Here is a 23,874-nt window from a genome sequence, read left to right on the forward strand (position 1 = left end):
CCCGAGATGGAGAACGGATGTCCGACTACAACGGCCGGCAACCTCCCGCCGCGCCCGTCCTCGACAAGGCGCGCGGCCTGAGCTCGGCCGAAGTGGCCGAACGGATCGCGGCCGGACAGGCCAACGACGTCCCGGTCCGGTCCGGGCGGACGGTCGGCCAGATCGTCCGCGCCAACCTGTTCACCAGGATCAACGCGATGGTCGCGGTGCTGTTCGCGATCATCGCGGTCATCGGCCCCCTTCAAGACGGCCTGTTCGCCCTGGTCATCGTCTTCAACACGCTGATCGGGATCGTGCAGGAGCTGCGCGCCAAGCGCACGCTGGACCGGCTCGCCATCGTCAACGCGGCGCGTCCGCGGGTGCTGCGTGACGGCGCCACCGTCGACGTGGCCACCCAGGAGGTGGTCATGGACGACGTCATCGAGATCGGTCAGGGCGAACAGGCCGTGGTCGACGGCGTGGTGGTGTCGGCCTCCGCCCTTGAGGTGGACGAGTCGCTGCTCACCGGCGAGTCCGACCCGGTGCTCAAACGCCCCGGCGACCCGATCCTGTCGGGCAGCTTCGTGGTGGCCGGTAGCGGCCTGTTCCGGGCCACCCGGGTGGGGCGCGCCGCCTACGCCGCGCGGCTGGCCGAGGAGGCGAGCCGGTTCGGACTGGTCCGTTCGGAGCTGCGCTCGGGCGTGGACCGGATCCTGCGCATCATCACCTGGCTGCTGCTGCCCACCGGCGCGCTGCTCATCTACAGCCAGCTGTTCCTCGGCGGCCACGTCACCGACGCGACGTCGAGCGGCGGGACGATCTCGGGTCCGCTGGCCGACGCGCTGCGCGGCACGGTGGCGGCGCTGGTGTCCATGATCCCCGAGGGGCTGGTGCTGCTCATCAGCATCGCGTTCGCGGTCGGGGTGGTCCGCCTGGGACGGCGCCACTGCCTGGTGCAGGAACTGCCCGCGATCGAGGGGCTGGCCCGCGTCGACGTGGTGTGCACGGACAAGACCGGCACGCTCACGGAGAACGGGATGCGGGTGGCCGAGGTGCGGGTGCTCGACCCCACGGGGGCGCACTCCGTCGACGACATCCTGGCGGCGCTGGCCGCCGCCGACCCCAGCCCCAACCGCAGCATGGCCGCGATCGCCGAGGCCCACCCCAGCGCCCCCACGTGGCCGGTCGTCGCCGTCGCCGCGTTCTCCTCGGCCCGCAAGTGGAGCGGGGCGACCCTGAAGACCCCCGACGGCGAACGGCACTGGGTGATCGGCGCCCCCGACGTCCTGGCCCCGCCGACGAGCCCGGTCGCGGCCGACGCCGAACGGATCGGGGCGGCTGGACTGCGGGTGCTGCTGCTGGCCCGGGCCGGCGAACGGGTGGACCGGGAGAACGCCCCCGGCGAGGTCGCCCCGGTCGCGCTGGTCGTGCTGGAGCAGCGGGTGCGCGACGACGCCGCCGCGACACTGCGCTACTTCGCCGACCAGGACGTCGAGGTCAAGGTCGTCTCCGGCGACAACGCGACCTCGGTGGGCGCCGTGGCCCGCGAGCTGGGACTGCCCGGCGCGGACGCCCCGGTGGACGCGCGCGGCCTGCCCGAGGACGATGGCGACTTCGCCGCGCAGGTCGAACAGGGCCGGGTGTTCGGCCGGGTCTCCCCCGAGCACAAGCGGTCGATGGTCACCGGCCTCCAGGAACGCGGCCACACCGTCGCCATGACCGGCGACGGGGTCAACGACGTGCTCGCGTTGAAACAGGCCGACATCGGCGTCGCGATGGGGTCGGGCAGCCCGGCCGCGCGCTCGGTCGCCCAGATCGTGCTGCTGGACGACCGGTTCGCCACGCTGCCCCACGTCGTCGCCGAGGGGCGGCGCGTGATCGGCAACATCGAACGGGTGGCCAACCTCTTCCTGACCAAGACGGTGTACTCGATGACGATGGTCACGATCGTCGGCCTGATCGGAGTGGCCTACCCCTTCTTCCCCCGGCACGCGACCCTGATCAACGCGCTCACCTTCGGCATCCCGTCGTTCTTCCTGGCCCTGGCCCCCAACGGGGAGCGCGCCCGTCCCGGTTTCGTCGGGCGGACGCTGCGCCTGGCCGTCCCGGCCGGGCTGGTCAGCGGTATCGCCGCGGTGACCACCTACCTGCTCGTGCTCGACGGCGCGGCCACGCCCACGCTCGCCGACCGCACGGCCGTGGTGGTCACCCTGTGCGCGACGACGCTGTGGGTGCTGCTGCTGGTCGCCAAGCCCTATGTGTGGTGGAAGGTCGCGCTGGTCGGGGCGATGGCGGGGCTGTTGCTCGTGGCCCTGTTCAGCCCCGCCGGCCAGGCCTTCTTCGCGTTGGACACCGGCGACCCCGCCAAGCTGGTCACGGGCCTGGTGGTGGCCGGCGCGGCGGCCACGCTCATCACCGTCATCCGCCTCGTGGACGACCGTCTGCTGCGCCGTTCCTGAGGCGTCCCGGCCCGGCGCGCGGGCCGTGGAGCGCGCCGCCGGCCGCCCCGTGGAGGGGGCGGCCGGCGGCGCTGTGCCGGGGCGGGGTCACGCTCCAAAGGAGCGGGGGTCAGACGGGCGGCCAGGGGACCGCGGGCCAGTCCGGGGAGGGATAGGGGTGGATCCGGTGCTCGCACAGGATCTCCACCCGGCGGACCATCGCGTAGCGCTCGGGGCCGGTGAGGTGGCGGGCGAGTTCGGCGTTCAACGGGTCGTCGGGCTCGGCCAGCCGCCCGCGCAACCGGACCAGGGCCTCCAGGGCCTCCTGGGTCAGGGGTTCGCCCCGCCACTGCCACAGCACCGTGCGCAGCTTGTACTCCTCGGCGAAGGAGACGCCGTGGTCGCATCCGTAGAGGTGGCCCTCCCGTGTCGGCAGGAGGTGGCCGATCTTGCGGTCGGAGTTGTTGATGACGGCGTCGAAGACCGCCATGCGGCGCAGCCCCTGGTGATCCTCACGCCGCGACAGCTCGATCAGGTCGGCCTCGGGGTCGCCGTCGATCCACAGCTGCACCATGCCCTCGCCGTAGGGGCCGTCGCGGTGGACCGTGGGCGGGACGATCGACCAGCCCAGGGCCTCGGAGACGGCGTAGGCCGCGACCTCGCGGCCGGCGAGGGTGCCGTCGGGGAAGTCCCACAGCGGGCGCTCCCCCGCGACGGGTTTGTACACGCACGCCGCGCTGGCCCCCGCGGCGCTGACCGTGCAGTACAGGGTGACGTTCGAGGCGTCGGCCAGCCGGCCGGCCACCGAGAGCTCCCCCACCCGCAGGAGCTCCTCGGCGTCGGTGGTGGTGAGTCCGTCGAAGGACGCGGTCATCTCCCCTCCTGGCCGGGCCGGCCGGAGCATCACCGGCCCGTGGGCTTGTAACCGTTCTGGCGGGGGCAGATATGCCCCGCCGGGTCGAGCGGCCGGCCGCACAGCGGACAGTTCGGCCGGCCCGCCGCGACGACCCTCATGGCCCGGCCCGCGAAGGCGCGGGCCGCGGCCGGGGTGAGATGGACGCGCAGCACGTCGCGGTTGTGGGCCTCCTCGGCGAAGACCTCGAGCTCCGTCTCCGTTCCGTCGGGGTCCAAGGCGGCCTCGGCCGCCGCCTCGTCCAGTTCCTGCGCCTCGATCACGACCCGGCCGGTGTCGGGGTCCCAGGCCAGCGCCATCGTGCCGACCCGGAAGTCCTCCTCGATCGGCTGCTGCAACGGGGCGTCGTCGATCGGGTCGGTGGCCGCGAGATCGCCCGCCTGCACGCCGAACCGCTGCCGAACCTCGTCGAGAAGCTCCTCGATGCGCTCGGCGAGCGCCGCGACCTGGGCTTTCTCCAAGACGACGCTGGTGATCCGACCGCCGCCGACGGCCTGGAGGAAAAAGGTCCGCTCACCGGGCTGGCCGACGGTACCGGCCACGAAGCGCTCGGGAGGGTCGTATTGGAACACGGGCATGGCTGAAACCCTAGAGGATCGTGTCCGCCGTGGCGATCCGGCGGCCCGCCGCCCCGAGGACTAGCCGTTCACATCTCCATCCTGCCGTTGCCGTCGACGATCGTCAGCGCGTGCATCGCCGCGGCGGCGAGCTGGATGAGACCAGCTCGGTTGCTCCAGTCGCAGGCGATCTCGATCGGACCCGCGTGCAGGATCGCGGTCTGGGAACCGGTGTCGGTCACCCTGGTCTGTCCGGTGAGCTGCCCGGCCCGGATGGTGCAGGGGGCGGTCCGCCCGCTCTCCATGGCGCCTTCCATGTCAGCAGACCCTACCCTTCCTCCCCCTCCGCGGGACCGCAATACCCGGGAAACGGGTCGGGCGCAGGGCGGGGTCACCGGTTCTCGTCGCGCGCGCCTCCCGCGCCCCCGCCCACCACCGCGTCGGGTGAGGACTCACCGGGCCGGGGCAGCAGGTCGGCGACGCCACCGCCCACGTCGTTGGCGCGGAGCAGGAACGGGCGGGTCCGGGTGTAGCGGATGGCGGTGAGCGAGCAGGGGTCGGCCTGGATCCGCTGGAACTGGTCGAGGTGCAGGCCCAGGGCGTCGGCGACGATCGCCTTGATGACGTCACCGTGGCTGCACACCAGGTAGGCGCTGTCGCCGTCCGGCGCCTGCAACCGCCGGTTCCAGTCGCGTACCGCGGCCACGGCCCGGTGCGCGGTCTCGGCCAGGCTCTCTCCCCCGGGGAAACGCGCGGCGCTGGGGTGGGCCTGGACGACCTCCCACAGGGGTTCGCGGGCCAGCTCCGTGAGCGGGCGGCCGGTCCAGTCGCCGTAGCGGCACTCGCCGAAGCGCTCGTCGGTGACGACCTCGCCGACGGAGGAGTTGGCCGCGGCGACGGCCTCGGCGGTCTCGCGGCAGCGTTCGAGCGGGCTGGAGACGACGGCGGCCAGCCGCAGGGAGCGCAGGCGCGTCGCGAGCGCGGCGGCCTGGGCCCGCCCCCGTTCGTCGAGGTGCACTCCCGGGGTCCACCCGGCCAGGGTGGCCCCGGTGAGCTCGGTGAGCCCGTGACGGACCAGCAGCAACGTGACCGAGCCGGTGGGGGAGGTGTCGGCGGAACGGCCGTCCGGGGTCGGGGACCCGCCGGGACGCGGGTGCTCAGGGGTGCCCATGGTGGCCCACCCTAACAAGGGCCCGGCCGCCGCGGAGCGGGTCCGCGGCGGCCGGTGAGAGGGAGGGGCTCAGGCCCCGGGAACCTGCCCGGCGGGCGCCTGGTCGCCGTGGATCACGAGCGGATCGTAGGGCTGGCCGGTGTAGGGGTCGATCGGCAGACCGGTACCCGGGTCGATCTGGACCAGTTCGCCGGTGACGGGGTCCTTGTGCTGGCCGGTCTCGGGGTCGCGGGCCAGGCCGGTCTCGGGGTCGATGGGCCAGCCGGTGACGGGATCGGTGCTCACCGAGGCGGACGGGCTGGGCTCGACCGAGGGGCTGGGCTCGGGCGAGGGGGTGGAGTCGGCCGGCGCCTCCTGGGAGATGGTGACCTCCTCGCCACCGACGCCCTCGGCCTCGGCGCCGCCGGAGGGGTCGAGCTTGCCGAAGCTGACCAGGGTCAGGATGAGGATGCCCAGCGCGATGCGGTAGTAGACGAACGGCATGAAGCTGTTGGTGGAGATGAAGCGCATGAACCAGGCGATGACGGCGTAGCCGACGCCGAAGGCGATGACGGTGCCCACGAGCGTGGCGCCCCATCCCGCGTACTCGTTGCCGCCGATGTCCTTGAGCTTGTAGACGCCGGAGGCGAACACGGCGGGCATCGCGAGCAGGAAGGCGTAGCGGGCCGCGGCCTCACGCTTGAAGCCCATCAGCATGCCGCCGGTGACGGTGGCGCCGGAGCGGGAGACGCCCGGGACGAGCGCGAGCATCTGGAACAGACCGTAGGTCAGGCCGCGTCCGACGGTGAGGTCGGTCAGCTCCCGGTGCTTGCGGCTGTAGTGGTCGACCACGCCGAGGATCACACCGAAGATGATCAGGGTGAGCGCGGTCAGCCGCAGGTCGCGGAAGAAGCTGTCGATGGGCTCCTCGAACAGCAGCCCGGCGATACCGATGGGCAGCGAACCGAGGATGACGTACCAGCCCATGCGGGCGTCGATGTGCCGCCGCAGGTCCTTGCGCACCAGGGAACGGGTCCAGGTGGACAGGATGTTCCAGACATCCTTGCGGAAGTAGATCAGCACGGCGAGCTCGGTACCGATCTGGGTGACCGCGGTGAAGGCGGCACCGGGGTCGGGCCACCCGGAGAAGGCGGCGACGACCCGTAGGTGACCGCTGGAGGAGATCGGCAGGAACTCGGTCAGTCCTTGGACTAGTCCAAGGATGATGGCCTCGAAGATGGACACGGCGGGATTGACTCCTGGCAGTCGGTTTCCATGGCGGGGATCGCGCCCGGGAGGCGTCGCCTCCCGGCCGGCCGATTCCCGCGCATCGACGCGGCGGCCGGGCAGGGACCGGGGCAGGGCGAGCCCCGCGCCCCGGGAGGATCACGCGGGCCGGCTCGTCGTGCAGGGGGCAGACCAGGGCAGCTTACTCTGACCGTGGAGGGCTCGACTGCGGCGTGGACGGAGATGCGGGTGGGGAGATCAACCCAGAAAAACCGCAGATCGAACTTCATACGCATTTGGGACATCCCATAGCCACTCGTGATTCACCCACCGCTCCCATCCCGCGGAGCGCGCGAGAGGGTACTCTCCGCGCCATGGAACAGCGACAGGTGGGCGGTTCAGGACTGTGGGTGTCGCGTATCGCCCTGGGCACCATGACCTGGGGCAAGGACACCGAAGAGGAAGAGGCCGCCGATCAACTCGCCGCCTTTGTGGATGCGGGCGGAAGCCTTATCGACACCGCCGATATTTACAGCGGCGGGCACAGCGAACGCATCATCGGACGGCTCCTGGGCACGGTCGTACGCCGCGACGATGTGATCATCGCCACGAAGACGGGGCACGCCCCCGACCACCACCGCCGTTACGACACCTCGCGCCGGCATCTGCTCGCCTCCCTGGACGCCTCCCTGCGCCGGATGCAGACCGACCACATCGACCTGTGGCAGCTCCACGTCCACGACCCCTGCACCCCGATCGAGGAGACACTGGCCGCGGTCGACACCGCCGTCGCCTCGGGACGGGTCCGCTACGCCGGCGTCGGCGACCTCGCCTCGTGGCAGTTCGCCAGGTACGCCACCTGGCAGTCCGCCGGACGCGGTGCCGGGCGCACCCCGATCGTCTCGGCCGGCGCCGAGTACTCCCTGCTCAACCGCCGGGTGGAGAACGACCTCGTGCCGGCCCTGACCGACTGTGGCGCGCACCTGATCGCCTGGTCGCCGTTGGGCCGGGGCGTCTTGACCGCCAAGTACCGCAACGGGGTGCCCGGCGGGTCCCGGGGCGCGCTGCCGCACATGGCCGCCTACGTCGAGCCCTACCTCGACGGACGCAGCAGCCGCGTCGTGGAGTCGGTGTGCACCGCCGCCGAGGGACTGGGGGTCTCCCCGCTCGCGGTGGCGCTGAGCTGGGTGCGCGACCAGCCGCGGGTGGCCGCGGTCTCGGTCGGCCCGCGCACGGCCGCGCAACTCGGCGACATCCTCGCCACCGAGAACGTCCGGCTCCCCCGCGAGATCCGCGAAGCCCTCAACGACGCCTCCGCCCCGCACTGACCGAAACCCCGGACGCGCCCCGGAACACGGACGGCAGGGCCCCCACCCGACGCGCGGGCGCCCCGGCGGCGGGCGGCGTCCCGCCCCTCCCCAGGCTCGCTAAGCTCACCGGACGGGCGTCCGTCCGGCGCCCACCCAGTCCGTTTCCCGAGGAGAGGTGCGCTTTCCGTGGCCGACCCGTCATCGTCTCCGTCCCCCTCCGGCGCGGCCGGGCCGGGCGGCGCCGGCCCCCTCGACCGGGCCCGGACCGCGCTGGCCGCCGTGGGCGCGCCCGAGCGGCTCGCCGGACCACTGGTGGCCGCGCTCGGTCCCGGCGCCGACCAGGCCCTGTCCGCCGATCCCTGGCGGCTGCTCGACGTCGCCTCGGTGACCCCTGAGCAGGCCGACTACTGCGCGCGCCGCGCGCTGGGCGAGGCGGCCTCCCCCGACGACCCGCGCCGGGGCCGGGCCCTGGTCCGTCACCTCCTGCGCCGGGCCGCGCGCGAGGGGCACACCGCGCTCCACCGGCCGCGCCTGGAGGGCGCGCTGCGCGCTCTGGGGGTGCGCTCGACCGGGCCCGCGGTGCAGGCGGCGCTGGAGAGCGGCGACGTCGCGGACTTCGAGGTGCTCCCCGAGGGCGACGACGACTTCGAGGACGACGAGGTGCCGGAGCTGCCCGACCCCGAGCACCACCTCGCCCTGGCCGGCCTCGGCGCGGCCGAGCAGCGCCTGGGCGCGGGACTGACCCGGCTGATGGGCACCAGCGAACCGATCATGGACTCCGCGACCGCCGCCGAGACGGTCGAGGCGACCGCCCTGCGGCTCGGCCTCGACGTCCCCGCCGAGGTGACGGCGGCGCTGGTCACCGTCGCGTTGCGCGGCGTGTGCGTGCTGCCCCACGGCGCGGGGGCGCGGTCCGCGATCGCCACCGTGGTGGCCTGCGCCGCCGCGATCGGCACCGACAGCGAGGTCGGCTTCGCCGTGGCCGCCCCCACCGCCTCGGCCGCCGCGGCGCTGCGCGCCCGGCTGGGCGACGCCGGCGTCGAGGTCGCCTCGGTGCCGGAGCTGCTGGAGACCCGTGGCCCCGACGAGCGGGGACGCGACGCGCAACGGCCGATCGAGGCCGGGCTGGTCGTCGTCACCGGCGCGATGGCGCTGGACGTCGAGGCGGCCGCCGCGCTCGTCGCCGCCTGCGCCGACGGCACCCACCTGGTCCTGGTGGCCGACCTCTCCGAAGCGCCCTCGGCCGGCGCCGGACAGGTCGTGGCCGACCTGGTCGCCTCGCGGACGGCCGCGGTGGCGCCCCTGCCCGCCGACCCCGGCGGGGACCCCGTCGCCGAACTGGCCGGCCTGGTCGCCGAAGGGGAGCTGGCAGAGGTCGCGGCGCCCGGCCACGAGGTCGTCGTCGTCCCCGCGGCCTCGGCCGGTGAGGCCGTCCACCGGACGGTGCAGCTGCTCACCGACTCGATCCCCCGGGCGTTGGGCATCGCGGCGCACGACGTCCAGATCCTCACCCCGACGCGCGGCGGCGAGGCCGGCGCTGACGCGCTCAACACGGTGTGCAAGGCGCGGCTGAACCCCGGCCCCGGCGCGCATCGGGGGCTGGACCCCGGCGACCGCGTGCTGCTCGCCGGCCACGGCCCCGGCTACGGTCCCGGCGAGGTGGGCGTGCTGCGCGAGGTGAGCGGCGAGGGCGCCGGCGTGGAGCTTCCCGGCGGGCGCGCGGTGACGGTGACCGAGGCGTCCCACCTGCGCCCGGGCTGGGCGATCCCGGTCGCGGCGGCGCACGGGAACGAGTGGCCGGCGGTGATCGCGGTCTACCCGCCCGACACGCGGGCCTCACGCCCCCAGGTCTACACCGCGCTGACCCGGGCGAGCCGGCACGTGTCGATCGTGCAGGCGGCCGGACCGGCGCTCGGCGAGGCGGTGCGCGAGGTGGCGCGGGTCCAACGGCACACCCGGCTGACGGCCGTCCTGCGCGAGGGGTGACCGGCGCCCCGCCGGCCGCCGTCCCCCGGGACGGCGGCCGGCGGGGCCGAGCCGTCAGATCCGGTCGACGAAGCCGCCGTCCACGACCAGGTTGGCGCCGGTGATGAAGGAGGCCGCCGGGCTGGCCAGGAACGCCACCGCGCGGGCGACCTCCTCGGGCCGGCCCAGACGCCCCATGGGGATGGCCGAGCGGATCGACTCGTAGAAGTCCGGGGCGTCGGTCCTCCGCCGCGCCCAGCCGCCGCCCTCGAACTCGATCGGCCCCGGCGAGACGGTGTTGACGCGGATGCCCTTGGCCGGCAGGGTACGGGCCAGCGAGGCGGCGTAGTGGTTCAGCGCGGCCTTGACCGGCCCGTAGGCCTTGGGGCCGGAGGGCGGGCCGGTGTGCAGCGCCGAGGTCGTGGAGATGAGCACGATCGAGCCGCCCCGCGACGACGCGGCCAGGTAGGGCTCGGCGTACTCGCACATCCGCACGAACGGCATGAGGTCGGTGGCGACGTTGCGCTCCCACTGGTCGGGGGTCGCGCTGCTGCCGGCCGACACGTTGGAGACCAGCACGTCGATCCCGCCCAGGCCGGTGGCGGCGCGGTCGACGAACCCCCTCAGCGCGGCGGGATCGGCGACGTCGAGCGCCTCGGCGATGACGGTCCGGCCGGTTCCGCGCAGCTCCTCGGCCGCCTGTTCCAGCGGTTCCGCGGAGCGGGCGCAGATCGCCAGGTCCGCTCCCTCCCCGGCGAACACCCCGGCGATCGCCCTGCCGATGCCGCGGCTCGCCCCGGTGACGACCACCCTCGCACCGTCGAGTTCCAGGTCCATTCCCCTGCGCTCCCCCTACGTCGCCGATCCTGTCCGCGCCGCGGGCGCCCATCCCGGGGATGGGCGCCCGCGGCGCGCGTGATGCGGGACAGCCTACGCCCCCATGGCGTGGAAGCCGCCGTCGACGTGCACGAGTTCGCCGGTGGTCGCCGGGAACCAGTCCGACAGCAGCGCCACGACGGCGCGGGCCGCGGGCTCGGGGTTGGAGACGTCCCAGCCCAGCGGGGCGCGCTGCGGCCAGGACTCGGCGAGGTCGCTGAACCCGGGGATGCTGCGGGCCGCCATGGTGCTGAGCGGACCGGCCGAGACCAGGTTCACCCGGACCTGCTGTTCGCCCAGGTAGCGGGCGAGGTAGCGGGCGGTGGACTCCAGGCCGGCCTTGGCGACGCCCATCCAGTCGTAGACGGGGTAGGCGACGGTGGCGTCGAAGTCCATGGCGACGACCGACCCGCCGTCCTTCATCAACGGCAGCACCGCCATGGTGAGGGACTTCAGCGAGTAGGCCGAGGTGTGCAGCGCGGTGGCGACGTCCTCCCACTTGGTGTTGAGGAAGTTGCCGCCCAGCGCCTCCTGCGGGGTGAACCCGATCGAGTGGACGACGCCGTCGATGCCGTCGACGTGCTCGCGGATGCGGTCGGCGAGGCTGTCCAGGTGGCCCTCGTCGGTGACGTCGAGCTCCAGCACCGGCGGCTCGCCCGGCAGGCGCTTGGCGATGCGCTCGACCAGGCTGAGCCGGCCGTAACCGGTGAGCACCACGGTGGCGCCCTGCTCCTGGCAGAGCCGGGCCACGTGGAAGGCGATGGAGCTGTCGGTGATCACACCGGTGACGAGGATGCGCTTACCCTCAAGGATTCCCATGAAGTCGTCGTGTCCTGTTCTCGAAATCGTTGGAGTCCGGCGCCCCGTCCGTGGTGCGCCGGAGCGAGCGGAGGCTAGTGGCCCATCCCCAGGCCGCCGTCGACGGGGATGACGGCGCCGGTGATGTAGGCGGCGTCGGGTCCGGAGAGGAAGCGCACCGTCTTGGCGATCTCCTCGGCCGACCCGTAGCGGCCCAGGGGGACGTTCTTCTTGATCTCGGCCTGACGCTCCTCGGACAGCGCCGCGGTCATGTCGGTCTCGACGAAACCGGGGGCCACGACGTTGACCGTGATGTTACGGGAGCCCAGCTCGCGCGCGAGGGAGCGGGCGAACCCCACCAGGCCCGCCTTGGAGGCGGCGTAGTTGGCCTGGCCGCCGGAACCGAGCAGGCCCACGACCGAGGAGATGAGGACGATCCGTCCGGTGCGCTTGCGCATCATGCCGCGCACCGCGCGCTTGGCGACGCGGAACGACCCGGTGAGGTTGGTGTCGAGGACGGAGGTGAAGTCCTCCTCGCTCATCAACGCGAGCAGCTGGTCCTTGGTGATGCCGGCGTTGGCGACGAGCACCTCGACCGGTCCCTGCTCCTCCTCGACCGTCTTGAAGGCCGCGTCGACCTGGGCGTAGTCGGTGATGTCGCACTGGACGCCGAGGAAGCCCTCAGGTGGTTCACCCGACCGGTAGGTCACGGCGACGGCGTCACCGGCCTGCTGGAGTTCTCGGGCGATGGCCAAGCCGATCCCCCGGCTGCCGCCAGTGACCAGAACCGAGCGGGACATGTGAAGGGCACCTCCGGAAGAAACGCTGCCGTGCTGTCGACGACTTAGTGAAGAACGGACAGCAGGGTATCCAGCTACCGGCCGGTACTCCCAACCGAGGGGATGGGCAGACGGGAAGAAAAAGGGCATTTTCCGCCCCGTCCGCCCGCTCCTCAGGCCCTGGCCATCCGCTCCAGTCCCCCCTCGACGAGGACGGGAACGGCCGCGCCGATCCGGTCGAAGTGCTCGCCCACGGTCTGCCCCTGGCTGAAGCGGTAGTGGATCCCCTCCAGGATCACCGCGAGCTTGAAGAACGCGAAGCCGACGTACCAGCCCAGCGCCGAGACGTCCCGGCCGGAACGCTCGGCGTAGCGGGCGACGAGCTCGTCGGTGGTGGGGTGGCCCGGCGCGTCGCGGACCGTGCTGACCCCGGTGTCGGGGGGCAGCTCGCGCCCGCTGTAGGCGACGATGAGCGCGAGATCGGTGAGCGGGTCGCCGAGCGTGGACATCTCCCAGTCGAGCACCGCGCTGATGCGGTCGCCGCCGTCGACCAGCACGTTGTCCAGCCGGTAGTCGCCGTGCACGATCGTCGGTCGCGGCGAGGTCGGCAGCGCGGCGGCGAGCCGGTCGTGGAGCTCGTCGATGCCCGGCAGCTCCCGGCTGCGCGAGGCCGCGAGCTGCTTGCTCCACCGCCGCAGTTGACGTTCCAGGAACCCCTCGGGGCGGCCGAAGTCGGCGAGGCCGACCTCGGCGGGGTCCACCGCGTGCAGGTCCACCAGGGTGTCGATCAGCGACAGCACCACGGCGCGGGTGCGTTCGGGGCCGAGCGCGCGCAGCTCCTCGCTGCTGCGGTAGGGCGTGCCCTCGACGAACTCCATGACGTAGAAGCGCGCGCCGATCACCTCGGGGTCCTCGCACAGCAGCACGGTCCCCGGGACGGGGACGGAGGTGCCGGCCAGGGCCGAGATCACCCGGTACTCGCGGGCCATGTCATGGGCTGTGGGGAGCACGTGCCCCAGGGGCGGGCGGCGCACCACCCAACGGCGCCGGCCGTCGGTGATCGCGTAGGTGAGGTTGGAGCGTCCACCGGCGATGACGTTTCCGGACAGCTCGCCGTCGACCAGTCCCGGCCGTTGGGCGTCGAGGTGCTCCCGAAGGCGCGCGAGGTCGAGTCCCGGCGGGTTCGTCACAGCCATCACTTCTCCTGCCTGACCGCCCGACGCGCGGTTGCGCCCGCGGCCCGGCGGAGTCCGTACGGTCACCGCGACCGACCGTCCGGTATCGACGTTCGGCCGTAGCGCAATATACCCCAGAGAAATTCAGCGAAAAAGCAAAGATGACCATTGACATACCATCCGGTCGGTTTCAATCTTTCTCCATAGCTCGAAGTGACGCGGGACACACCCGTCCGTTTCCTGATCTCCCCTCCATCGGGAAGGCCCCATGAGCGCATCCCCCTCCCCCCAGTCCCCGACCGATCCGCCCGCGATCCCCGTCGACGTGCGGACCCGCCGCATCGTCGCCGGCGCCGCCGCCGCGACCGCCACGGTCGAGTGGTACGAGTACTTCGTCTTCGGCGTCGCCGCCGCCCTGGTCTTCGGCTCCCTGTTCTTCCCCGCCTTCAGCCCCGTGGCCGGCGTCCTCGCCTCCTTCGCCACCTTCGCCGTGGGCTTCCTGGCCCGCCCGATCGGCGGCATCCTCGGCGGGCACCTCGGCGACAAGTACGGCCGCAAACCCACCCTGGTGTGGGCCCTGATCGGCATGGGCCTGGCCACGACCCTGATCGGGCTGCTGCCCTCCTTCGCCACCGTCGGGGTGCTCGCCCCGATCATCCTCGTCGTGCTGCGCCTGGTGCAGGGCGTCGCCGTGGGCATGCAGTGGGGCGGGGCGACCCTGCTGGCCACCGAGTACGCCCCGCCCGGCAAGCGCGGCCTGTACGGCAGCCTGGTGCAGATGGGCGTGCCGATCGGCCTGGTCGCCGCCTACGCCGTGTACTTCGCGGTCAGCTTCCTGGTCAGCCCCGAGGCGTTCGTCGTCTGGGGCTGGCGGATCCCGTTCCTGCTCGGCGTGTTCGTCCTGGTGCTGGCCTGGCTCATCCACCGCCACGTCGAGGAGACCCCCGAGTTCCGGGCCGCCGCCGCGACGGGCGGACGGCGTTCCCCGCTCCGCGACGTGCTGCGCTCCCACAAGGTCACCGTGCTGCTGGCCGGGGGTTCTTTCGCTGTGAACCACGCCGCTTTCTACATTTTGGTGACCGGGATTCTCGACTATGCCACCCGGGAACTCGGGATGGCCCGCAACGCGGTGCTCCTGGTCGCCCTCGGGCTCAGCCTGGTGCAGCTGCCGCTGATGCCGTGGGCGGCGTCGATATCGGACCGGATCGGCCGGGTCAGGGTCTACGCCTTCGGGATCGCCGGACTGCTGGTGTGGGCGATCCCGCTGTTCCTGCTGGTGGACACCGCCAACATCTGGATCATGGCCGCGGGCATGCTCGGCTGCGGGATCTTCCTGAGCATCATGTACGCGCCGCAGGCGGCCCTGTTCGCCGAGCTGTTCGAACCGGAGGTGCGCTTCACCGGGGCCTCGCTCGGCTACCAGATCAGCTCCGTGGTGGGCGGCGGGTTCGCGCCCTTCGCCATGGTGCTGCTGCTCGACGCCTTCGGCACCTCGCTGGCCGTCTCGGGGTACCTGATGGTGCTGGCCGCCATCGCCCTGCTGTCGGTGTGGCTGCTGGTGCGCCGCCGCGCCCACCGCGAGACCGCCCGTCCGGCCTGATCCTCGCCGGGACCCGTGGCCGCTCCGTGGCGCTCCGGCCCGCCGGGGCGCCACCCGAACGCCCCGGCGGCCCCGCGACCGGACGTCCCCTTCGCGCCCGGGCCGGGGCGCGGAGGGGGCGTCACACGCTTTCGCCCCGCCCCCTGACGGAACACGGGAAGACCGGCCGTCGGGGGCGCGGGGCGTGCCCCGGGCGTCTCCCAGGGGCGACCGGGAGCCACGGCTCCCTACCCGCCCGGCGGCGCCGCGTCACAGCGGCGCGGGCGGCGTCCCCGGACCACGCGGCGGGGGAAGGTCTCCACGCCCCGTCTCCCTTTCCCGCGGATCGGGGAACAGCCCTCTGGAGGGAGGCGCACCACGGTCGCGCCCACGGCGCGGCCGGCCTGGTGCCGGCGTGCCCTCGGCCGCCGGGGCGGTCATGCCCCCTCCGTCGCCGCCCTGCCCGCGGTGTCGGCCCTGCGTACCGCGACGACCACCAGGAGGAGGAAGAGGATCCAGCCGGCGCCCGGCACGGCGAGGACGGCCGCGCCGCCGGCGCCCGTCACCGCCTGGACGACGGCGATGACCCCGCTGACGATCCCCGCGACCAGGGCCGTCTGGGCGGCCCTGGTCAGCCAGGGGGCCGCGGCCCGGTGCCCGGCCCGCCAGGCGGCGTCGGAGGAGAGCGTGGTCCGCGTCCTGATCCCGACCATGGGGTTGCGCTCCAGCTCCCCCTTGGCGGCCGACCTCGCGACGGCCAACAGAACCCCGGCCGCCGTCAGGAGGCCGACGGCCAGGCTGACGATTCCGATCAGGTGTTCCATGTGCCGCCCTCCGCGCGTTCCCTCCGCCCCGGTTCCCGCCGGCGACGCCCCTCCCGTGCTTCCGGGGTGGAACGGCCTGTGTACCACGGACGGCCCATAACGGGACGTTGCCCCCAACCCCCGCCCCTGGGCGTGGCATCGGACGGGCCATGGCCGGGACAGAGGGCTGGGCGGGACTCCCGGAGCGCGCCCTCGCCCTGCGGGCCTGTGGGCCGCCTTCGACCACCACCGTCCCGAGCGGCCGGGGAGCGCCGGCGGAACGGACGGCGCGAGCCCCGCGCACCGCCCCTGGCTCCACGCGCAGCCCCCATCCCCGGCCCACGGACCGTCCCCATGAGGGCGGAGCCGGGGACCACTGGGGAAGGGACGGCGCGGGCCGGCGCGCCGGCCGCACCAACGTGCCCGCGCGGATTCCGGCTGACGCGGCAGGAAAGACGGGGAAATAGCCTGGCACCGCCGCCGGGGTGATGGCGCCGCGGCCGAGAGTGTAAGGAGACGAGCGTGGCGGCGGAACAGTACGACGAACTCGGCGCGGAGTACGCCGAGCACACGGCGTCGAGCCCGGCCAACGCCTACTACGACCGGCCGGCGATCCTCGCGCTGGCGGGTGACGTGGCGGGCCGGCGGGTGCTGGACGTCGGCTGCGCGGCCGGCCACCTGTCGGCGCGGCTCGTCGAGCGCGGGGCCGAGGTGACCGGGATCGACGTCAGCCCGGTGATGGTGCGGCTGGCCCGCGAACGCTGCGCCCGCGTCGCCGGCGGCCGGGCGGAGTTCCACCGCGCCGACCTGGCCGAACCGCTCGACTTCCTCCCCGACGGCTCCTTCGACCTCGTCACCGCCTCGCTGGTGCTGCACTACCTGGAGGACTGGGTACCGCCCCTGCGGGAGCTGCGGCGGGTGCTGCGACCGGGCGGCGCGCTCGTCATGTCCGTCCACCACCCCGGCGAGGACTGGCGCTGGTTCGACCGGCCCGACTACTTCCGCACCGAGATGGTCACCGACGAATGGCCGCTGCCCAGCGGCCCGCGCGAGGTCCGTTTCTACCGACGCCCTCTCAGCAGCGCGTTCAGCGCGCTACGCCGGGCCGGCTTCGACGTCGACCAGTTGGTCGAGCCCATGCCGTTGCCGGAGTGCGAACAGGCCGACCCCTACTGGTACACCCTGCTGATGACCCGCCCCAGATTCCTCTACTTCCGAGCCGTCAACCCTGAGCGCTGACCCCGACAGGCACAATCGCTGTGTAATTCAGACTGAGACAGCATCAACCAGGCGATAGGGAAAGGATGGACCCGTGCCCGCCTACAAAGGAACACCAACGGCAAAGCCACGCTAGCTCTCAGCGCACCGCCCTGCACTCGGCCATGGGAGCCTCCTCTTCCTGTACCAGCAAAATCAAACATCATGCCTCTCACAGGTCGGTAGAGGACAACAAGCAAGACATGAGACCCATTCCAGCGGCCGGTTAGGTGGTTGCACTGCGATCGGAGGCCGAAACAGCGATGACCCAATAGGCGGCGGACAGGATATCGCGTCAGCCAACCCACTACATCAGCTTTTTCCAGAGTCTGTGGTCGTTGAGGACGGACCCAACGATGTTCTCATCATTTTTGAGCTTTTCATTAGTTGCGCGGGAATGAATGGCTCGACCGTGTGAGCATGACGGCCCCCTTTAAGCCGGACCCGCCATCTGACGGAAGCCGTTTCACCGCTGACCTGCCTGAACTGGCCGAGGCCAGGTGTCTGCACGGCCGAGCTTTCCATCCAGCACCCCCTCATACCGGGATCGTGTAGACGCTCGACGTGTCCACAGAGAGTGCGCAGCACTGGAAACACCTGTGGAAATAGGGTGGAGTGGGGACGATGCACCGCCACCGGTCAGCCCCGAAAATCACCAATGAGCAGGCCGAGCAGACGTGCGGCTCCCGCGGAAAGCACGTTGTCGCACGGGCACAAGACGGTTCTATGAACCTTGGAGCGCGCAGGCCCGGACAGACGGGATGCGCCTGTGGCGGTCCTCCGGCGTGGCGGTTTCCTCACCGTCCAGCTGGACTGGGACCTGCAGCGGTCCGAGCGCAAGGCCGGCAAATATGATGAGTCCGAAATCGCCCGACAAGTGGCGCACGAGTAATCACATATCAAAAATCATATTTTCCAGCGAATCGCTCTCTGCGCTACCCCAGGGACTCCACCCCCACGCCCCTGCGCCCCCAGCCCTGACCCACCGCCTGAACTGGAAGAAGGCCCCATTGGCCGCCGTGCTGGGCTACGCTGCCGAGCCCAAACGCGGAGCTCAGAACGTGTCTCGCCCTGCGTCTATGACGCTGGTGCACCGACCCCAGCGCCGAAACGGTTCAGGCCTTCTACACGGGTGAGCGGATGTTGGTCCGAGACGGGCTTGCGCGCACACGAACCGAGCCATGCACGCCTGAACGGCTGGCCAGAACCGGCTTCACATCTGGAGCGATTGTCCGCCTACATCCCCGAAATCAACCTCGTGGAGATGTCGTATTCAACCATCAAGACACCAGATCTGGCCAGCGCGGCCGATGACCACTTGGCCGACGCCACCGAGCACAGCATCGACCCCACGTGCGCAGTCGATCGACTCCCATACTTCTTCCTCGTTCATACCGGGCTGAAGTCCACCCTCCTAGCGGGGAGACGGAGTTCTCGACGCCTCTTTGGGTAAGCGCCTTAGCACGTGTACTGCAAACTGACAGCGCCATCAAGCACTATCCCCTTTCTCTGTCCCTCAGAGAGGTCCCAACCAAGGTGATACACAGCTACACCCAGCCTCCTCAGCAAGAAACACCTCAGAGATGGACAAAAACTCGAATACGTTACAGACGATCTTTTAGAGCACAAAATCTACCATTAATACACAAAACACTTTCATTTCGCAGAACTCAACCCGAGATAGATTGCTTTCGTATACTCTCTCCACAACAACCGAAGCAGCACAGGTCAGCCACAGACACGGTGAAATGACATGCAAGCCAACATCGTAAGCGTGACCCCCGAGATAGCCAAAAAGTGGCTTGAACGGAACCAGAACAACCGCCCTCTAAGTCGAACCACGGTCGAACAACTAGTCAAACAAATCAAACGAGGAGAGTGGCAGCTAACTCATCAAGGGATCGCCTTTGACGAGTCCGGAAGGCTCCTGGACGGCCAGCATCGACTGCATGCCATAATCAAAGCTGGAGCAACGGTCGAAATGATGGTATTCCAAGGAGCGCCAAGCTCTTCCTTTACCGTCTTGGACACAGGAAGAAAGAGGACCGGAAAAGATGTCCTCTCCCTGTCCGGCGAAGCTAACACTGCTCATCTCGCCTCAGCACTACGAGGTCTGTATCTCTACCAGACCAATCCCGACTCTGCCTGGTCAGGAAGCCATTCAATAGTCAGCAACGAACAGCTCGTAGAAATTCTGGAAGCGAACCCCGGCATGCGGGAAGCCCTCCTAAAGGCAGCGGCAATCAATCGAGCGATACGCATGACCATAACGGCGGCCACCATTGGTTGGTATGTGACCAGCAAAGCCAGGCCTGATATCGACCAGAGCGCTTGGCTAGAAGGGTTGACAACGGGCGCCGACCTGAAAGTGGGAGACCCTCGCCTCACTTTGCGCAACACAACACTCTCTCTCGCAGCGGGAAAAATCGTACGAAGGCGCGAAAATTCGCGCGAACACCTCTTTTACTACATCAAGTCTTGGAATGCATGGGTCGAAGGAAGGGAACTGAAGATCCTTCGCCGATCCTCCAACGAGAAAATGCCCAAACCCACCACCAAGAAGAGCACGCAGACCGTTGACCGGCTCAGCGACCTCTCCCTCATGGACCCTTAACGAAAATCTCTCAGCGAGATTAAATTGTCAACTATTCTCCGCCACATCTTTTCACGCTAGTAAACCCAAGGCAGGTCTCGATAACCTCTGCCAGATCTCCGTACCGACTGAGAAGGATCATTAGTCCTGCTGGTGCAGGTTCAGCGTTTCCTGAACCGCTCCCTCGACACAAGACTCCTATACCTTCCGTGTCACTCCTTGGAGATACTCAAGGTTCGTACTCCAAATACAGATCCCTGCCTCAGGCATGAGCGCTCTGTTGGCACCACAGATGACGCTGAACACGGCATCTGGCGGATCCCATCCGTGTACCCGGCCTTCTGGCCCTCTTCGCCTCGGTCAGCTTCTCCCCGCTCCCAGATCCGGCGGAGGAGCTGGGAGCGGGACGGGCCGCGTCTCACCTCGCCGGCTCAGCGGGGGCACCGGGGACGCGGTCCGCCCGAAGAGGCCGTCCCGTCCGTCCACGGACCCTCAGGAGGCGGACGTCGTGGGCCGCAGGGCGTCCAGGAGGAGACGCGCGTAGTGGTCGCCCACCTGGGTCGGGGACAGCTCCCCCTCCGGCCGGTACCAGGTGCTCAGGTGGTGGACGGACCCGAAGTAGAAGTCCACGACGATGTCGGCCGGCACCCGGTCGGTGAAGACACCCTGGTCCTGCCCCTGCTGGACGAGCGAGCGGAACAGCTCGTGGTAGCGGCGGCGTTCGGCGCGCACCTCGCGCTGCTTGTCGTGGCTGAGCTGGTGCAGCGAGCGGAAGAAGATGGTGGCGTCGTCGAGGTTGGCGATGGTGGTGACCACGACGTCGGCGGCGGCGGCCCGGACCCGCTCGGCGATGTCGCCCGGTCCCGAGCTGATGCGCTCCAGCCGGGTCATCTGCATCCGCAGCACGCGGGCGTAGATCTCGGCGAGGAGGTCGTCCTTGGAGTCGAAGTAGTGGTACATCGCCCCCTTGGTCACCTCGGCGGCGTTCACGATCTCCTGAACGGAGGTGCGGTCGAATCCCTTCTCGGCGAACAGGCGGGTGGCGACGGCCAGCAGCCTGCCGGGCACCGTCGCCTCGGGGTCGTCGGCTCCGGTGACGTGCGGCACGCCCTCCACGGAATCGGTGACGTGGTCGGCCTGCGGCGTCCGCCCGGCGGCACCACGTGTTCGAACGGCCACGGCTCAGCCTTTCTGCAGCGTCGGGACCCGTGACGGCCCCGTGGGACCCCGGCTCTTGGGGCCGCTTCCACGATAGCCCCGCCCCTTGCGGAGCGTCCGTACTCCGTCCGGCCTTAACGCGGACTTCACGCGCCCGTCGCGCGAGTCCCGTGCGCGCGGGGCTCGTGTCCGGAAGGGGTCAGACCCAGCCCGCGTCGTGGGCGAGGATGGCCGCCTGCACCCGGTTGGTCATGTCGAGTTTCGCCAGGATGCGGCTGACGTGCGCCTTCACCGTGGCCTCGCGCATGCCCAGGTCCCGTCCGGCCTCGGCGTTGGACCTGCCCTGGGCGACCGCGACGAGCACCGCGCGTTCGCGTTCGGTGAGGACCTCCAGGCGCCGGGCCGCCTCGACCGCGCCGGACCTCGGCGGCGTTGCGAAGCGTTCCAGCATCCGCTTGGTGACGCTGGGGGCGAGCATCGCGTTGCCCTCGTGGACGGTGCGCACCGCGCCGATGAGGTCACGCGGCGGAGTGTCCTTGAGCAGGAACCCCACCGCGCCGGCGCGCAGGGCGCGGTGGACGTACTCGTCGAGGTCGAAGGTGGTGAGCAGGACCACCCGGGGCGCCGTGGGGAGGGCGGCGAGGTCGGCGGCGGCGGTGAGCCCGTCGACCCCGGGCATCCGGATGTCGAGCAGGACCACGTCGGGGCGCAGGTCGCGGGCCAGGCGGACCGCGTCGGCGCCGTCGGCGCCCTCGCCGACGACCTCCAGGTCGTCGGCGGAGTCCAGGATCATCCGCAGCCCCGACCGGACCAGTTGCTCGTCGTCGACCACGACGATCCGGATCACGTGTCCCCTCCCCCACTCGTCCGGGGTCACCGCGGCACGCCGCTCCCCGTCACCGGCACGATAGCGCGGACCTGCCACGTCCCGTCGAAACGGGGTCCGGCGGTCAGCGTGCCACCCGCGAGTTCGACGCGTTCGCGCAACCCGGTCAGGCCGTAGCCCCCGGAGGGCGGCCGTTCGACGCCGGCCTCCGGGGGCGGCTCGTTGGCGACGACGACCTCCAGGTCGGCCTCCCCGTAGTGGACGCGCACCGTCACCGCCCCGCCCCGGGCGTGTTTGCCCGCGTTGGTCAGCGCCTCCTGGACGACGCGGTAGGCGGTGCGTTCGGCCTGCGCCGACAGGGGCCGCGGCCGGCCGCTGGTGTGGTGTTCCACGGTCATCCCGGCGGCCCGCGAGTCCGCGATGAGGCGGGGCAGGTCGGCGAGGACCGGTTGCGGGGCCATGGGGGCGCCGTCGGGCTCGGCGCGCAGCACGCCGAGGATCTCGCGTAGCTCGGCCAGCGCCTCGCGGCCGGTGGTGCGGATCAGCCCGGCGGTCTCGGCGGTGCGTTCGTCGGGCGCCGAGACCTCCAGCCCGCCGGCGTGCAGGACCATCAGGCTCACCCGGTGCGCGACGACGTCGTGCATCTCCCGCGCGATGCGGCTGCGCTCGGCGATGATGGCGCTCTCCGCCATGAGGTGCTGTTCGCGTTCGAGGCGTTCGGCGCGCTCGCGCAGGTTGGCGACGAGCTGGCGGCGGGTGCCGAACCACAGCCCCACCAGGAGGGGCAGGACCAAGGCCATGATCAGGATCGACACGGTCAGGACACTGGCGTTCCCGTGGTAGGCCCAGACGATCCCCACGGCGAGCACGCCGCTCCAGGCGGAGAGGGAGCGCCGGTCGGTGGACCAGACCGCGTAGGAGTAGATGGCGATGACGGTCGGCACGACGTTGGAGAACAGGAACAGCGCGGCCGCCGCGATGCCGAGCAACCACACCGGGCGGCTGCGGCGGAACAGGATCGCCGCCGACACCAGCAGCGGGAAGACGAGACCGGTCTGGAGGAGGAGGAACACGACCACCGGGGCCGGCAGGTTCGCGTCCAGGATGTCCAGGAGCAGGGCACCCCCCGCGGGGGAGACCAGGTTCATCACCGCGACGAACGGCAGGAACCAGACCGCGTAGCACCAGTCGGCGATCCGGTAGCGCCGCTCCCATCCCCATTCCCACAGCTGTACCGCGCTTCCGGCGCATCCCCTGGTCATGGGCCGGATTCTAGGCGGCCGGGAGCAGGGCCCCGCGCCGCCGTGGAGGGGGGCGCCGAAAGTCGGGGCGCGCGTCGGCGCCGGCCGCGGGGGCGGTGCGGGCGGCGTGGGGCGGGGATGGGCCCCATCGGGGGACCGACGAAAGTCGGTGCCCGAATCTCCGAAAGAAGCCTTCCGGGCGGGCCGGCACGCACCTTCGGCCGTGCCCGGATCGGCTTCGCGGCCGAGGGGAGGCGCCCCGGCGCGGACCTAGCGTTGAGGACGTCGGGAGCGGCCCGGATCCCATCGGGGCGGGCCGCTCCACATCGTCCGTGATCGTGCTAGGAGCAGCAGCAGTGAGTGAAAGTACGGCCCAGGTCCGTGCCCGCACCGAGGCACCGCCGGTGGTGGTGGCGCGTGGGGTGACCAAGACGTTTCGCACCGGTGGCACGCTGGTACGGGCCCTGGACGGGGTGGACCTGGAGTTCGCCCGCGGCGCGTTCACCGCGATCATGGGCCCCTCCGGCTCGGGCAAATCCACCCTGATGCACTGCCTGGCCGGACTGGACACCGTCACCTCCGGCCAGATCACCATGGGCCGCACCGACATCACCGCCCTGACCGACCGGCAACTCACCCAACTGCGCCGCGACCGCATCGGCTTCGTCTTCCAGGCCTTCAACCTGCTGCCCATGCTCACCGCCCGCGACAACATCACCCTGCCCGCCCGCATCGCCAAACGCCGCATAGACCACCAACGCCTGGCCCGCATCGTGGAAGTGGTGGGCCTGGCCGACCGACTGGACCACCTGCCCGCCAAACTCTCCGGCGGCCAGCAACAACGCGTGGCCGTGGCCCGCGCCCTGCTGGGCGCGCCCGAGGTGGTCTACGCCGACGAGCCCACCGGCAACCTCGACTCGCGGTCGGGCGCCCAGGTACTGGCGTTCTTGCGCGACTCGGTGCGTGAGATGGGCCAGACCGTGGTGATGGTGACCCACGACCCGGTGGCGGCCTCCTACGCCGACCGGGTGGTGTTCCTGCGCGATGGCCGCCCGGCCGGACAGGTCGACGATCCCACCGCCGAGTCGGTGCTGGACCACCTGCTGGCGTTGGAGGGCTGAACCGTGCTACGCACCACCCTGGCCGGCCTGCGCCTGCACAAGGGCCGCCTGTTCACCACCGCCCTGGCCATCGTGCTGGGCGTCATGTTCGTCACCGGCACCCTCGTCTTCACCGACACCCTCCGCCAC

Annotated in this window: 20 protein-coding genes; 7 read left to right on the forward strand and 13 right to left on the reverse strand. The window is 71.0% G+C overall.

The genetic code is table 11. The features are described from left to right. Window positions 1-17 precede the first annotated feature (17 nt). Window positions 18-2,438, forward strand: coding sequence for an HAD-IC family P-type ATPase (locus B5D66_RS22455; RefSeq protein WP_078763794.1), 2,421 nt, complete (start codon window positions 18-20; stop codon window positions 2,436-2,438). Window positions 2,439-2,547: 109 nt separating this feature from the next. Here B5D66_RS22455 and B5D66_RS22460 read toward each other — a convergent pair whose 3' ends face one another. The 5 genes from B5D66_RS22460 to B5D66_RS22480 all read right to left on the reverse strand — a co-directional run bounded on the left by B5D66_RS22460 (window position 2,548) and on the right by B5D66_RS22480 (window position 6,282). Continuing rightward, window positions 2,548-3,291 (reverse strand): SCO1664 family protein, encoded by a 744-nt coding sequence (locus B5D66_RS22460; RefSeq protein ID WP_078763795.1) that lies wholly within the window; start codon window positions 3,289-3,291, stop codon window positions 2,548-2,550. 29 nt (window positions 3,292-3,320) lie between these two features. After that, window positions 3,321-3,908, reverse strand: a complete 588-nt coding sequence (locus tag B5D66_RS22465; protein ID WP_078763796.1) for a DUF3090 family protein — start codon at window positions 3,906-3,908, stop codon at window positions 3,321-3,323. 68 nt (window positions 3,909-3,976) lie between these two features. Further along, on the reverse strand, window positions 3,977-4,204 hold the full coding sequence (locus tag B5D66_RS22470; protein WP_078763797.1) for a hypothetical protein: 228 nt from the start codon (window positions 4,202-4,204) through the stop codon (window positions 3,977-3,979). 74 nt (window positions 4,205-4,278) lie between these two features. Continuing rightward, window positions 4,279-5,058: a histidine phosphatase family protein gene (locus tag B5D66_RS22475; RefSeq protein ID WP_078763798.1), complete on the reverse strand. Its 780-nt coding sequence runs from the start codon at window positions 5,056-5,058 to the stop codon at window positions 4,279-4,281. Between the two features lie 69 nt (window positions 5,059-5,127). Next, the gene (locus B5D66_RS22480) at window positions 5,128-6,282 is read right to left on the reverse strand and encodes an undecaprenyl-diphosphate phosphatase (protein ID WP_078763799.1); all 1,155 of its coding nucleotides are present in this window, start codon (window positions 6,280-6,282) and stop codon (window positions 5,128-5,130) included. A 356-nt stretch (window positions 6,283-6,638) separates the two neighbouring features. Between B5D66_RS22480 and B5D66_RS22485 the strand changes: the two genes are divergently transcribed. Continuing rightward, window positions 6,639-7,592 (forward strand): aldo/keto reductase, encoded by a 954-nt coding sequence (locus B5D66_RS22485; RefSeq protein ID WP_078763800.1) that lies wholly within the window; start codon window positions 6,639-6,641, stop codon window positions 7,590-7,592. Between the two features lie 168 nt (window positions 7,593-7,760). Next, window positions 7,761-9,560: a helix-hairpin-helix domain-containing protein gene (locus B5D66_RS22490; RefSeq protein ID WP_078763801.1), complete on the forward strand. Its 1,800-nt coding sequence runs from the start codon at window positions 7,761-7,763 to the stop codon at window positions 9,558-9,560. A gap of 54 nt (window positions 9,561-9,614) precedes the next feature. Here the strand turns inward: B5D66_RS22490 and B5D66_RS22495 are convergent, their stop codons facing one another. The 4 genes from B5D66_RS22495 to B5D66_RS22510 form a co-directional block, all read right to left on the reverse strand. After that, the gene (locus tag B5D66_RS22495) at window positions 9,615-10,376 is read right to left on the reverse strand and encodes an SDR family NAD(P)-dependent oxidoreductase (RefSeq protein WP_078763802.1); all 762 of its coding nucleotides are present in this window, start codon (window positions 10,374-10,376) and stop codon (window positions 9,615-9,617) included. Window positions 10,377-10,469: 93 nt separating this feature from the next. Further along, on the reverse strand, window positions 10,470-11,234 hold the full coding sequence (gene fabI, locus B5D66_RS22500; RefSeq protein ID WP_078763803.1) for an enoyl-ACP reductase FabI: 765 nt from the start codon (window positions 11,232-11,234) through the stop codon (window positions 10,470-10,472). 74 nt (window positions 11,235-11,308) lie between these two features. Further along, window positions 11,309-12,013, reverse strand: a complete 705-nt coding sequence (gene fabG, locus B5D66_RS22505; RefSeq protein ID WP_078763804.1) for a 3-oxoacyl-[acyl-carrier-protein] reductase — start codon at window positions 12,011-12,013, stop codon at window positions 11,309-11,311. Between the two features lie 152 nt (window positions 12,014-12,165). After that, on the reverse strand, window positions 12,166-13,188 hold the full coding sequence (locus B5D66_RS22510; protein WP_078763805.1) for a phosphotransferase family protein: 1,023 nt from the start codon (window positions 13,186-13,188) through the stop codon (window positions 12,166-12,168). 247 nt (window positions 13,189-13,435) lie between these two features. Here B5D66_RS22510 and B5D66_RS22515 point away from each other — a divergent pair, with 247 nt between their 5' ends. Continuing rightward, a complete protein-coding gene (locus tag B5D66_RS22515; RefSeq protein WP_078763806.1) occupies window positions 13,436-14,767 on the forward strand; it encodes an MFS transporter in 1,332 nt (443 codons plus the stop codon). Window positions 14,768-15,183: 416 nt separating this feature from the next. Here B5D66_RS22515 and B5D66_RS22520 read toward each other — a convergent pair whose 3' ends face one another. Continuing rightward, on the reverse strand, window positions 15,184-15,570 hold the full coding sequence (locus B5D66_RS22520; RefSeq protein ID WP_078763807.1) for an SdpI family protein: 387 nt from the start codon (window positions 15,568-15,570) through the stop codon (window positions 15,184-15,186). A 501-nt stretch (window positions 15,571-16,071) separates the two neighbouring features. On the opposite strand from B5D66_RS22520, the gene B5D66_RS22525 reads away from it, so the two are divergent. Together B5D66_RS22525 and B5D66_RS22535 are read left to right on the forward strand one after the other, a co-directional pair. After that, window positions 16,072-16,788 carry a class I SAM-dependent methyltransferase gene (locus B5D66_RS22525; RefSeq protein WP_078763808.1) on the forward strand — a complete coding sequence of 239 codons (717 nt, stop codon included), beginning with the start codon at window positions 16,072-16,074 and terminating at the stop codon, window positions 16,786-16,788. A 1,771-nt stretch (window positions 16,789-18,559) separates the two neighbouring features. Further along, entirely contained in the window at window positions 18,560-19,420 is an 861-nt protein-coding gene (locus B5D66_RS22535; protein ID WP_078763809.1) for a hypothetical protein, read from the forward strand. 471 nt (window positions 19,421-19,891) lie between these two features. Here the strand turns inward: B5D66_RS22535 and B5D66_RS22540 are convergent, their stop codons facing one another. The 3 genes from B5D66_RS22540 to B5D66_RS22550 form a co-directional block, all read right to left on the reverse strand. Beyond that, window positions 19,892-20,515 carry a TetR/AcrR family transcriptional regulator gene (locus B5D66_RS22540; RefSeq protein WP_078763810.1) on the reverse strand — a complete coding sequence of 208 codons (624 nt, stop codon included), beginning with the start codon at window positions 20,513-20,515 and terminating at the stop codon, window positions 19,892-19,894. A 241-nt stretch (window positions 20,516-20,756) separates the two neighbouring features. After that, on the reverse strand, window positions 20,757-21,404 hold the full coding sequence (locus B5D66_RS22545; RefSeq protein WP_078763811.1) for a response regulator: 648 nt from the start codon (window positions 21,402-21,404) through the stop codon (window positions 20,757-20,759). 26 nt (window positions 21,405-21,430) lie between these two features. Then, window positions 21,431-22,645 carry a sensor histidine kinase gene (locus tag B5D66_RS22550; protein WP_078763812.1) on the reverse strand — a complete coding sequence of 405 codons (1,215 nt, stop codon included), beginning with the start codon at window positions 22,643-22,645 and terminating at the stop codon, window positions 21,431-21,433. A 335-nt stretch (window positions 22,646-22,980) separates the two neighbouring features. Here B5D66_RS22550 and B5D66_RS22555 point away from each other — a divergent pair, with 335 nt between their 5' ends. Then, window positions 22,981-23,745: an ABC transporter ATP-binding protein gene (locus B5D66_RS22555; RefSeq protein ID WP_078763813.1), complete on the forward strand. Its 765-nt coding sequence runs from the start codon at window positions 22,981-22,983 to the stop codon at window positions 23,743-23,745. The last annotated feature ends 129 nt before the right edge of the window (window positions 23,746-23,874 follow it).

Origin of the sequence: Marinactinospora thermotolerans DSM 45154 (assembly GCF_900167435.1) — a bacterium.
GTDB classification, from domain to species: domain Bacteria; phylum Actinomycetota; class Actinomycetes; order Streptosporangiales; family Streptosporangiaceae; genus Marinactinospora; species Marinactinospora thermotolerans.